Raw genomic sequence first — 11,299 nt, 5'->3', positions numbered from 1 at the left:
GTCCCGTTATTGCAGGGGTGCCTGTGGCAACGTACGCGAGCGAGGTGTGTTGCTGTGCGTAGACATTGTCCACGCACAGCAACACACCCCGGTGACCAACACTTTCCCGACGGCAGCCCAGCCCGCCGATCGAGAAGCCGACCCTACGACCCCAGGCCTACCGCGCCACCAGATCCGGCAGCGCCGAGCCCGCGACGTCGGCAGCGTGGAGGTGGCACGCCACCAGCCGCCCCTCCTCCGCCTGCGCCGTCCGCCCCAGCACCGGCAGCTCGGTGCGGCACACGTCCATGACGTGCGGGCACCGCGGCGCGAACGGGCAGCCCGGCTCGCGCTGCGACAGGTCCGGCGGGGCTCCCGGGATACCGGAGAGGTCACGCCGCGGCCCGTGCAGCGGAGGGAACGACCCGAGCAGGCCCGCGGAGTACGGGTGCCGCGGGCGCTGGTACACGTCGCGCGCGGCCGCCGTCTCCACGATCTCGCCCGCGTACATGACGGCGATGCGGTCGGCCACCTCCACGAGCAGGGACACGTCGTGCGTGATGAGCACCACGGAGAAGCCCAGCCGCTCGCGCAGCTCCATGACCTGCTCCAGGATCTGGCGCTGCATCACCACGTCGAGCGCCGTGGTGGGCTCATCCATGATGAGCACCTGCGGCTCCAGGGCCAGCGCCATCGCGATCATCACGCGCTGCCGCATGCCGCCGGAGAGCTGGTGCGGGTAGGCCCGCAGCCGGTCGGCCGAGATGCCCACCAGCCGCAGCAGCTCCGCCGCCCGCTCCCGGGCCTCGGCGCGCCCCATGCGGGGCCGGTGCGCCAGGATGCCGTCGACCAGCTGCTTCTCGACCCGGAACACCGGGTTGAGCGAGCTCATCGCGCCCTGGAACACGATCGCGATGTCGCGCCAGCGGGCCGCGCGCAGCTCGGCGTCGGACAGGGCGAGCAGGTCGGCCCGCTTGCCGTCGCGGCCCGTTAGCCACACCTCGCCGCCCGTGATCAGGCCCGGCGGCGGCAGCAGGCGCGTCGCCGCGTAGGCGAGGGTCGACTTGCCGCAGCCCGACTCCCCCGCCAGCCCCAGCACCTCGCCGCGACGCAAGGTGAGCGAGACCTCGCGCAGCACGTGCGTCGGGTCGTCGCCGAACCCGTAGTCGACGCTCAGGTTCCGGACCTCGAGGACCGGGTCCTCCGCCGTCGGCCCCGCGTCCCGGGCGACGCCCGGGTCCGTCTCCACACCTGCGCTCATGACCGCACCTCCCGCACCACCGGGGTGAACCCCACGCGCGGCCGGATGCCCCGGCGACGCAGCGAGCGCGCGTGCAGGCCGGTGGACCGCAGGCGGGGGTTGACGATCTCGTCGATACCGAAGTTGACCAGGGTGAGCGCCATGCCGAGCAGCGCGATGCACGCCCCGGCCGGCACGAACCACCACCACGCGCCGCGCTGCAGCGCCAGGTTGTTCTGCGCCCAGAACAGGATGGTGCCCCAGTTCCAGTCGCTGACCGGCGTGATGCCGATGAACGACAGTGTGACCTGGGACAGGACCGCGAACGTCACGGTGCCCACGAACCCGGAGGCGATCACGGCCGTCAGGTTGGGCATGACCTCCGCGAGCACGAGGCGCCAGGTGCGCTCCCCGTTGGCGCGGGCCGCCTCGACGAAGTCGCGCTTGCGCAGCGACAGCGTCTGGGCGCGCAGCACGCGCGCGCCCCAGGCCCAGCCGGTCGCCCCGATGACCAGCGCGACGGTGAGCCCGCCGGCCGACGGCAGCTGCGCGGCGATCAGGATGATCAGCGGCAGCTGCGGGATGACCAGGAACATGTTCGACAGCGCGGACAGCGACTCGTCGCCGATGCCGCCGATGAACCCGGCGGTCACGCCGACGAGCACGCCCACGACGGTGGCGCTCACGCCGGCCACCAGGCCCACGACGAGCACGCCGCGAGCGCCCACGATGATCTGCGACAGGATGTCGCGGCCGGTGTGGTCGGTGCCGAGCCAGTGCGTGACGGACGGCGGGCTGAGCAGCGCGTCGCTGACCTGGTTGGGGTCGTAGGGCGAGAGCCAGGGGCCTACCAGCGCCAGCAGCGTGAAGAAGCCCAGGATGACCAGGCCGGTGATGACCTTGCCGTTTCGGAGGAACAGCAGCTGGTTCTTCATCGGTCCTCCGTCCGGGTGCGGGGGTCGAGCAGGGCGTAGGCGAGGTCGGCCACCATGTTCGCCACGAGGACGGACAGGGTGATGACCAGGAAGCAGCCCTGCATCAGCGGGTAGTCGTGGGTGGAGACGGCCTGGTAGAGCGTGTAGCCGATGCCCTGGTAGGAGAAGACCATCTCCATGATGAGCGTGCCGCCGACGACGAAGCCGAGGGACAGCGCGAAGCTGGAGACCTGGGGCAGCACGGCGTTGCGGGCGGCGTAGCCGAGCATGACCTGCCGCTCGGGCAGGCCCTTGGCGTGCGCGACGGTGACGTAGTCCTCGGAGGAGACGGTCACCATCATGTTGCGCATGCCGAGCACCCAGCCGGCCACGGAGGACAGCACCACGGTCAGTGCGGGCAGGAACCCGTAGTAGATGACGGACCCGATGAACTCGCCGCTGAACGCGGGCACGAGCCCGCGGTCGTAGCTGCCGCTGGACGGGAACCAGCCGAGGTTCACGGACAGCACGGCGATGGTGATCAGGCCCAGCCAGAAGTACGGCACGGCCTGGAAGAACGTCGCCACGGGCAGCAGCCCGTCGGCCCAGGTGCCGCGGCGCCAGCCGAGGAACGTGCCGATGAGCGAGCCGATCACGAACGCGATGATCGTGGCTACGCCGACGAGCCCCACGGTCCAGGGCAGCGACTGGTTCACGATGTCGGCCACGGGCGTCGGGAAGTGCGTGAACGACAGCCCGAGGTCGCCCCGCAGGAGCAGGCCCCAGTAGTCGACGTACTGCTGCCACATGCTGGTGTCCTGGTCCAGCCCGAACAGGACGCGCAGCGAGTGCTCGGCGTTGCTGTCGATGCGGCCCTGCATGCGGCCGAGCAGGGCCGTCACGGGGTCGCCCGGCAGCATGCGCGGGATGAAGAAGTTGATGGTGATCGCGGCCCACGCGGTCAGCGCGTAGAACACGACCCTGCGCAGCAGGAACCTCATGCGGCCACCTCCCCGCCACCGCTGGTCGAGCGCCCGCTGGTCGAGACCCCACCGCTGGTCGAGCCCGTCGAGACCAAGGGCCGCCCCTCCCGCTCCGAGTACCCCCAGCAGGCGGCGGACCGCCCGGGCGCGACCTCGATCAGCTCGGGCGTCTCGGTCCGGCACAGGTCGGTCGCGTACGGGCAGCGCGGCGCGAACCGGCAGCCGGGCGGCGGGTCGACGAGGCTCGGCGGCTCGCCGCCGGTCCCCTGCTCGCGCACGGCCGCCGCTCCGACGCCCGCGAGGTCGTCGGGGTCGGGCGCGGAGGCGATGAGCAGTCGCGTGTAGGGGTGCAGCGGCTCCTGGGTGACGGACTCGCTGTCCCCGGTCTCCATGACCTGCCCCGCGTACAGCACGGTGGTGCGGTCGGCGAAGTAGCGCGCCGAGGCGATGTCGTGCGTGATGTACAGGACGGCGATCCCGAGCCGGTCGCGCAGGTCGGCCAGCAGGTTGAGGATGCCCAGCCGGATCGAGACGTCCAGCATGGAGACGGGCTCGTCGGCGAGCAGCACCTCCGGGTCGGCGGCCAGGGCCCGCGCGATGGCGATGCGCTGCCGCTGCCCGCCGGACAGCTCGTGCGGGAACTTGTCGACGTACCGCGTGGCGGGCGTGAGGTGCACGCGCTCCAGCAGCTCGGTCAGGGCTGCCTCCAGCTCGGCCCCGCGCAGCTTGCCCCCGCTGGACTGGCGCCGGTGCAGGCGCAGCGCCCTGGTCAGGGTGTAGCGCACGGGGTGCACCGGGTTCAGGGAGGCGAACGGGTCCTGGAAGATCATCTGCACGCGCCGCACGTACGCGCGGAAGGCCCGGCGGCCCCGCAGGCGGGCCTCGGCGCCGTCGAGCAGCACCTGCCCGCCCGTGATGGGGATCAGTCCGGCCAGCAGCCGGGCGACCGTGGACTTGCCGGACCCCGACTCCCCCACCACGGCCAGGACCTGGCCGCGGTGGAGCTCGAGGCCCACGCCGTCCACGGCGTGGATCGCCCGGGCGGGCGAACGGCCGCTGACGCGACCCCCGCCCGCCCGGAAGTGCTTGGTGAGGCCGTGCGCGGCCAGCACCGGTGTGCTTGTGCTCAACTCTGTCCTGCCACCTTGAGGTTCATCAGGATCTGGGCGGCCTGCACCCCGGTGGGCTGGGGCTGGTTGTACGGGTCCTCCTCGGAGGGCCAGCCCACGTAGTTCTGCGTCGAGTACTGCGCGGTGGCGGGGCGGGTCCAGATCGCGATGCCCGGCACCTCCTCGACGAACACCTTCTGGACGGTCTCCAGGGCGGCGGTGCGCGTGGCGTCGTCGGGCGCCGCGGCGTAGTCGGCGAGCGCCTTGGTGGCGTCGTCGTTCTGGAAGCGGCCGAAGTTCCAGGTGGCCGGGTCGCCGAGCTTCTCGTAGTGCGCGCCGTCGAGGATGTCGGAGTACATGTCCCAGGGGGTGGCGCCGCCGTCGGTCCAGTGCAGGGTGGCCTGGAAGTCGCCGCCGGGGATGACGTCGGCGAACCAGCCGTCCTGGTTGACGGGGTTGACGGTGGCGGTGGCGCCGAGCTCGGCGGCCGAGTTCTTGATGAGGTCCAGGGCTGTCAGGTAGTCGTTCCAGCCGGCCGGGTTGACGAGCTCGAACGTCACCTCCTCGCCGTCGGGGTCGACGAGCTTCTCGCCCTCCCAGGTGTAGCCGGCGTCCTCGAGCAGGGCGCGGGCGCCCTCGACGTCGACGGCGTACTCCTGGTCGGCGTAGTCGGCCGAGAGGAACTCCTCGCCGGCGGGCAGCGGCAGGCCGGTGACGCTGGTCAGGGCGGGGTTCACGCCCGAGGTGGCGACGTCGACGAGCTCCTGGCGGTCGATGACCATGTTGAGGGCCTGCCGGAACGCCTTGTCGTCGAACGGCTTGGTCTCGTTGTTCAGGTAGAGCACGTCGATGCCGAGGCCGCCCGCGGCGTACTGGTTGTAGTGCTCGGGGTCCTGGGCGATGTAGACGTTCTCGAAGTCGGCGATGAACGTCCAGCCCCACTGCGCCTCACCGGTGGTCAGGGCCGTGGTCAGGGCGTTGTTGTCGTTGTACGACGAGTACCGGATCTCCGGCACGGCGGGCTTGCCGCCCCAGTAGTCGTCGCGCGCCACGACGGTCGCGGCCTGCGGCGTCCACGAGTCCAGCGTGTAGGGGCCGGTGCCGACGGGGTCGGGGTTGGTGTCGGTGGTCGGGTCCTCGACGTCGGCCCAGATGTGCTCGGGCACCATGACCAGGTCGTACAGCTTGGACTGGTTGACGAACTGGCCGGCGGTGAACGTGACGGTCACGGTGGAGCCGTCGGTCTCGATCGTGTCGTACGGCAGGGCGCCGGTGTTCAGCGCCTCGAAGTCCTTGCGGAGCTGGATGGAGAACGCGATGTCGTCGGCGGTGAACTCCTCGCCGTCCGACCAGGTGACGCCCTCGTGCGGCGTGATGACGGCCTCGGTGAAGTCCTCGTTCCACTCGACGCTGTCGGCGAGCCAGGGCTTCGGGTCCTCGGACGGCCGGGCCTGGTTGCGCATCATCAGCGGCTCGTAGATCGCGAAGGCGTAGCCGAGCGAGAGCGCGGACGATCCGGTGGCGAACGGGCTGTGGTTCTCGGTCTGGACGCCGTTCGGCATGCCGACGGTCAGGGTCTCCCCGCCGCCCGCCTGGGTGGCGGTGCCGCCGCCCCCGCCGCTGCAGGCTGCCAGCAGCGCGACCGCTGCCGCGGCCGCCGCCACGGCGACGTGCTTGTGAATCCTCACGGTGTGCCTCCTTGCACTTGTCCCTCGCGGGACGGATGGGGTGTGTGTCACTTGGCTCCGGCGCCGGGTTCCTCCCCGGGCCGGACGGTCAGCTCGTTGGTCAGGCGCAGGTCCGCTACGGACCTGCCGGTGCGCAGCCGGTAGGTGCCCGGCGGCGTGGTCCAGCCCTGGGTCTGCGGGTCCCAGACCTGCAGCGCCCGGGTGGGGACGGGGACGCGGACGGTCGCGCTGCCCATGGCGGGCACGTCCGCGACGGCGAAGCCGCCGAGCCAGCGCACGGGGCGGCTCGGGCCGCCCTCGGGCGCCTCGACGTAGACCTGGACCACCTCGCGGCCCGCGCGGGGCCCGGTGTTCCGGACGGTCACGTAGGCGGTCAGGGTCGCGGGGGCGTCGTGCGACTGGCCCCAGGCGAGGACGGCGTCCTCGTACTCCCAGGAGGTCCAGCCCAGACCGTGCCCGAACGGCGCGGCAGGCGCGGGGGCGGCGTCCGCCCCCGCGGCCAGCCGCCGCTCCCAGGCCCGGTAGCCGACGTCGGTCCCCTCGGTGTAGTCGACGACGCCGTCCACGGGCCGCGCGTGCGGCACGGGGACGTCCTCGAAGCGCGCCGGCAGCGTCCACGGCAGGCGCCCGGACGGCTCGGTGACTCCGGTGAGCACGTCGGCGAGCGCGGTGCCCGCCTCCTGCCCGGGCAGCCAGCCCCACAGCACGGTCGGCACGTCGGCCAGCCACGGCAGCAGCACGGGCGCGCCCGCGTTGACGACGACGACGGTGCGCGGGTTGGCCGCCACGACGCGGCGCACGAGCTCGTCCTGGTTGCCGGGCAGGTCCAGGTCGGGGCGGTCGTAGCCCTCGGACTCGACCTCGGCGGTCGTGCCGATCAGCACCACGGCGACGTCGGCGGCGGCCGCGGCCTCGACAGCGGCGGCCAGCTCGTCGTCGGCCGAGGGGCCGGGCAGCCGGTGCACCAGGGCGGCGCGCACGAAGTGCCCGTAGCCCACGGCGTGCACCACCTGGACGGTCGCGTCCAGGTCGGCGGCGCCGCTGGCCTCCGCGAGCGCCGCGATCGGGTGGTTGTGCCCGGAGGACAGCACGACGTCCTCGGTCACGCGCGTGCTGCCGGTCGCGACCTCGGCGCCGTCGAGGAGCACCCGGTGGATGCCGACGGTGCCGACGCCCAGCTCGTGGGTGCCCGGCTCGTCGAGCCGGACGGTGGCGCGCAGGCGGACGGCGTCGGCGTCGGGCCGCGCGTCCTCCAGCCAGCCGGACCACTCCGTGACGGTGTGCTCCTCCAGCGTGCTGCCGTCCGCGGCCAGGACCGTGACGCGCAGCCCGGGCTCGCCGGTGACCGGGTCGGCGCAGCGGCCGAGGTCGAGCTCGGGCGGGTTGTGCAGGGCGCGGGCGCCGGCCAGCAGTGTCAGCTCGGAGCCCTGGGGCAGGGCGGCGCGCAGCTCGTCGGCGGGGTAGGTCAGGTGGTCGGGCTGCACGAACGAGGAGCCGCCGCCCTGGAAGAACGGCTCGACGGCGGCAGGCCCGAGCAGCGCGACGCGCAGCGGCCGGGCGCCGTCGGACACCAGCGGCACCAGCCCGGCGTCGTCCTTCAGCACGACGACGGAGCGGGCGGCGAGCTCGCGGAGCAGCTCGCTCGACGCCGCGGTGGCGGGCGCCGGGTCGGTGACGGCGTGGAGCGGGTGGGCGGCGGCAGCGCGGTCGCCGCCGGGCACCACGAGCCGCCCGGTGCGGCCGGCCAGCCGGAGCAGGCGCAGCACCTTGTCGTCGAGCTCGGACGCGTCGACCTCGCCGGAGCGGATCGCTTCCAGCAGGCCGTCGCCCCAGGCGCCGTCGGGTCCGGGCATCTGCAGGTCCAGGCCGCCGCGCACGGCGGGCGCCACGGACTGCGTGGCCACCCAGTCGCTGACGAACAGGCCGTCGTAGCCCCACTCCGCCTTGAGCAGGTCGACCACGAGCGGGCGGTGCTCCAGGAGCGGCGCCGCGACCCCCTGCGTGTCGGCGCCGTTGTAGGCACCCATCACGGACCACGGGTTGACGTCGCGCACCAGGCGCTCGAAGGGCGCCAGGTAGGCCTCGCGCAGCGTGCGCTCGTCGAGGCGCGCGAGGTAGCGGGTGCGCTCGGTCTCGGAGTCGTTGGCCACGTAGTGCTTGACGCACATGCCGACGCCCTGCTCCTGCGCCGCGCCGACCAGGGCCACCGCGATCTCGGCCGTCAGGTGCGGGTCCTCCGAGTAGCACTCGAAGTGCCGGCCGCCCACGGGCGTGCGCTGGAGGTTGACCTGCGGGGCGAGCACGACGTCGACGCCGTGGCGGCGCGCCTCGGCAGCGAACAGCACGCCGGCGCGGCGGGCCAGCTCCAGGTCCCAGGTCGCGGCCAGCGCGGACGGCGCGGGGAACATCGCGGACGTGCCGCCCTCCGGGCCGCGCACGCCCACCGGGCCGTCGGACATCACCACCGGCTCCAGCCCGAGGCGCGGCACGGCCGTGGTCGTCCACATGGACGCGCCCACGACGAGCGACACCTTCTCCTCGACGGAGAGCTCCGACAGGAGCCGGAGCAGCTCGGGCTCCGTGGCGACTGCCTGCGTGGTGACTGCCTGCGATGACAAGTGCTTCTCCGTTCGGCGGTGGACGGCTGCCCGCATTCAACCACACTTACTTACTGGTAAGTAAGCCCGCATTCTCGGTTATCGTGAGCCCATGCCAGAAGCGACCGGGCAGGCTGCCCCGAAGGCCAAGCGACCCACGCGCGACCAGCGGCGGGAGGAGATCCTCGCCGCCGCGACGCGCGTGTTCGGGTCCAAGGGCTACCACCAGGGCTCGCTGGTCGACGTCGCGGCCCAGGTGGGGATCACGCACGCGGGCGTGCTGCACCACTTCGGCAGCAAGGACAAGCTGCTGTGGGAGGTGCTGGAGTACCGCGACCGCGTGGACGTGCAGCACCTGGAGGGCAAGCACATCCCGGGCGGCATCGAGCTGTTCCGGCACCTGGTCACCACGGCGCGCCTGAACGCGGAGCGCCGCGGCATCGTGCAGGCCTACGCGGTGCTTACCGGCGAGTCCGTGACCGACGGCCACCCGGCCTCCACCTGGGTCGCGGAGCGGTTCACCGTGCTGCGGGGCGAGATCTCCCAGGCCGTGCGCGAGCTCGCCGCCGAGCGCGAGGTGACCCTGCCCGAGGGCGAGCCGGAGCGCGCCGCGGCCGCGGTGATCGCCGTCATGGACGGCCTGCAGCTCCAGTGGTTGCTGGACCCCGCGGCGGTGGACCTGGCGTCGGGCACGGAGTTCGCCATCGAGTCGATCCTGACGGCCACCCTGGGCGCCCCTGTGCGGATCACGGGCTCCTGACCCACGACCCGCACGGCGTCACCACTCGGTCTTGAGCCGCCGCTTGTCGCGCTCGCTCGGCGGCACGTCCATCGTCTGCAGGGTGAACCCCATGACGTCGCTGAAGACCGGGGCCGCGACGTCGCCGCCAAAGATCGAGCTGTGCGGGCTCTTGAGGAAGACGGACACGGTGTACCGAGGGTCGTCGGCCGGCGCGACGCCGATGAACGACGCCATGTACGTCCAGCCGTTGCCAGCCGGCATCTGCGCGGTACCGGTCTTGCCCGCCACCCGGTAGCCCGGCACGGCGGCATTCTTGCCCGTGCCCTCGTCCCCGGTCACGGTCTCCATCATCTTGACCAGGGTGTCGGCGGTGTCCTCGGAGACCACCCGCTTGCCCGGCTCCCGCTCCGCCGGCGTCCTGGTGCCGTCGGGGCTGGTGGAGCCCTCGAAGAGCGTCGGCGTCATGCGCACGCCGCCGTTGGCCACCGTCGAGAACACGCTGGTGGCCTGCATCGCGTTGACGGACAGGCCCTGGCCGAACAGCACCGCGTACTGCGTGCGGCCGTCCCAGTCGGCGACGTCGGCGGGCGGCATGAGGCCCACGGACTCGCCCGGCAGGCCCAGGCCGGTCGGCTCGCCGAAGCCGAACTTGTACAGGTAGTCCTGCCGCGTCTGCAGCGGGATCTTCTCGCCGGCCTGCACGGTGCCCGTGTTCGACGACTGGGCCAGGACCCCCGTGAGCGTCAGCCGCTCCACCGGGTGCTCGTGCGAGTCGCGGAAGGTCTGCCCGTTGGGCGTCGTGTAGGTGTACGGCACGGTGAACTTGCTCTCCGGCGTCCAGTAGCCGCCCTCCAGGGCGGCGGCCATGGTGATCACCTTGCCCGTCGAGCCGGGGTCGAAGACGTCCTTGACGGCGCGCGACCCGCCCGCCACGTCCGACGTCGACCGGTCGTTCGGGTCCGTGGCGCCCGAGTCCGCGAGCGCCACGATCTCGCCCGTGCGGATGTCCTGCACGATGACGATGCCGTACTCGGCGCCCGTGGTCCGCTTGGCCTCGTCGATCGAGTCCTGCGCCTTCCACTGGATGTCGTGCACCAGCGAGAGCTGGATGCTGTTGCCCGGGACCGCCGGGACCGACTCCTGGCCGGCGGCCGGGATGCGCAGGCCGTCGAGGCTGCGCTCGTAGGTGTCGGAGCCGGGCGTGCCCGCCAGCAGGTCGTCGTACGCCAGCTCGATGCCGCCCTGCCCGGCCTGCTCGTCGTTCACGAAGCCGACCAGCGAGCCCGCCACGGTCTTCGACGGGTAGGTGCGCCGGGAGGTCAGGTCGGTGCGGATGTACGCACGGATCTCCAGGTCGGCGATGGCGCGCTGCACCTGGGGCACCACGTTCTTGGCGAGCACGCGGTAGCGCGACTCGCCCACGAGCTTGGCCGCGAGCTCGTTCTTGGGCTCGTCGAGGATCGGCGCGAGCAGCTGGGCGATGCCCAGGGCGCCGTTCTCCACCTTGTGGCCGTCCGCGTCGACGCGGCCCGCGCCGCGGAAGTCCTCGATCGCCACCGGGTCGCCCACCACCTTGTACCGGTCCACCGAGGTGGCCAGCACGACGCCGTTGGCGTCCGTGATGTCGCCGCGGTGCGCGGGCGTGATCGCGGTGGCCGTGCGCTGGGCCTCGGCCTTCGCGGCCAGGGTCGGCCCCTCGATGAGCTGCACGTGGACCAGCCGCACCAGGAAGACGAGCACGACCACGGCCGCGATGCCGATCAGCCAGCGCTGCCGCTTCTCCGGCCGGCCGGGCCGCGGCGGCAGCGGGCGCGCCACCCGGGACCGGGCGGGCCGGGCCTGGGTCGGGGAGGCGCGGGGGCCGTCAGGTGCCTGAAGGCCCAGCCGCGTGCTGGTGGCACGGGGCTGGGCCTTGGCGGGCTGCTTCGTGGCGGGCCGCTTCTTCGCCGGTTGCGACTTGGCCGGCTGCCTCTTTGCCGGCTGCTTCTTCGGCTGGCGCGGCGGGGTGGAACGCGAGCCGGCAGCGCGCCCCGAGGGGGTGCGTGAA

Annotated in this window: 8 protein-coding genes; 1 reads left to right on the top strand and 7 read right to left on the bottom strand. The window is 72.8% G+C overall.

Going from position 1 to position 11,299, the window contains the following annotated elements; all coding sequences use genetic code 11:
• Nucleotides 1–157 precede the first annotated feature (157 nt).
• Genes ACFU5G_RS25860 through ACFU5G_RS25835 form a run of 6 tightly spaced genes read right to left on the bottom strand, consistent with a single transcriptional unit; the run spans nucleotide 158 to nucleotide 8,531 of the window.
• Complete coding sequence (locus tag ACFU5G_RS25860) at nucleotides 158–1,240, bottom strand: ABC transporter ATP-binding protein (protein ID WP_377251258.1); 1,083 nt, start codon at nucleotides 1,238–1,240, stop codon at nucleotides 158–160.
• Nucleotides 1,237–2,154, bottom strand: coding sequence for an ABC transporter permease (locus tag ACFU5G_RS25855; protein WP_377251256.1), 918 nt, complete (start codon nucleotides 2,152–2,154; stop codon nucleotides 1,237–1,239). Before ACFU5G_RS25855 ends, ACFU5G_RS25860 begins: the two co-directional genes overlap by 4 nt.
• Entirely contained in the window at nucleotides 2,151–3,134 is a 984-nt protein-coding gene (locus ACFU5G_RS25850; protein WP_377251254.1) for an ABC transporter permease, read from the bottom strand. The genes ACFU5G_RS25855 and ACFU5G_RS25850 overlap by 4 nt, the downstream gene beginning before the upstream one ends.
• Nucleotides 3,131–4,246, bottom strand: a complete 1,116-nt coding sequence (locus ACFU5G_RS25845; RefSeq protein WP_377251252.1) for an ABC transporter ATP-binding protein — start codon at nucleotides 4,244–4,246, stop codon at nucleotides 3,131–3,133. Before ACFU5G_RS25845 ends, ACFU5G_RS25850 begins: the two co-directional genes overlap by 4 nt.
• Nucleotides 4,243–5,913 carry an ABC transporter substrate-binding protein gene (locus ACFU5G_RS25840; RefSeq protein ID WP_377251250.1) on the bottom strand — a complete coding sequence of 557 codons (1,671 nt, stop codon included), beginning with the start codon at nucleotides 5,911–5,913 and terminating at the stop codon, nucleotides 4,243–4,245. Before ACFU5G_RS25840 ends, ACFU5G_RS25845 begins: the two co-directional genes overlap by 4 nt.
• A 47-nt stretch (nucleotides 5,914–5,960) precedes the next feature.
• A complete protein-coding gene (locus tag ACFU5G_RS25835) occupies nucleotides 5,961–8,531 on the bottom strand; it encodes a beta-glucosidase (RefSeq protein WP_377251248.1) in 2,571 nt (856 codons plus the stop codon).
• A gap of 91 nt (nucleotides 8,532–8,622) precedes the next feature.
• On the opposite strand from ACFU5G_RS25835, the gene ACFU5G_RS25830 reads away from it, so the two are divergent.
• On the top strand, nucleotides 8,623–9,270 hold the full coding sequence (locus ACFU5G_RS25830) for a TetR/AcrR family transcriptional regulator (protein WP_377251246.1): 648 nt from the start codon (nucleotides 8,623–8,625) through the stop codon (nucleotides 9,268–9,270).
• 18 nt (nucleotides 9,271–9,288) lie between these two features.
• On the opposite strand, the gene ACFU5G_RS25825 is transcribed toward ACFU5G_RS25830, so the two are convergent.
• On the bottom strand, nucleotides 9,289–11,299 hold a 2,011-nt coding region (locus ACFU5G_RS25825; protein ID WP_377251244.1), incomplete at its 5' end, for a penicillin-binding transpeptidase domain-containing protein.

It is taken from the genome of Promicromonospora sp. NPDC057488, assembly GCF_042802395.1.
GTDB lineage: Bacteria > Actinomycetota > Actinomycetes > Actinomycetales > Cellulomonadaceae > Promicromonospora.
Note: the sequence above shows the minus strand (reverse complement) of the source record. Positions and strands in the feature narration are given on the sequence as shown.

Coding starts and splice junctions, on each gene's coding strand:
- ACFU5G_RS25860 (WP_377251258.1), bottom strand. CDS start 1,240: ATGAGCGCAGGTGTGGAGACGGACCCGGGCGTCGCCCGGGACGCGGGG.
- ACFU5G_RS25855 (WP_377251256.1), bottom strand. CDS start 2,154: ATGAAGAACCAGCTGCTGTTCCTCCGAAACGGCAAGGTCATCACCGGC.
- ACFU5G_RS25850 (WP_377251254.1), bottom strand. CDS start 3,134: ATGAGGTTCCTGCTGCGCAGGGTCGTGTTCTACGCGCTGACCGCGTGG.
- ACFU5G_RS25830 (WP_377251246.1), top strand. CDS start 8,623: ATGCCAGAAGCGACCGGGCAGGCTGCCCCGAAGGCCAAGCGACCCACG.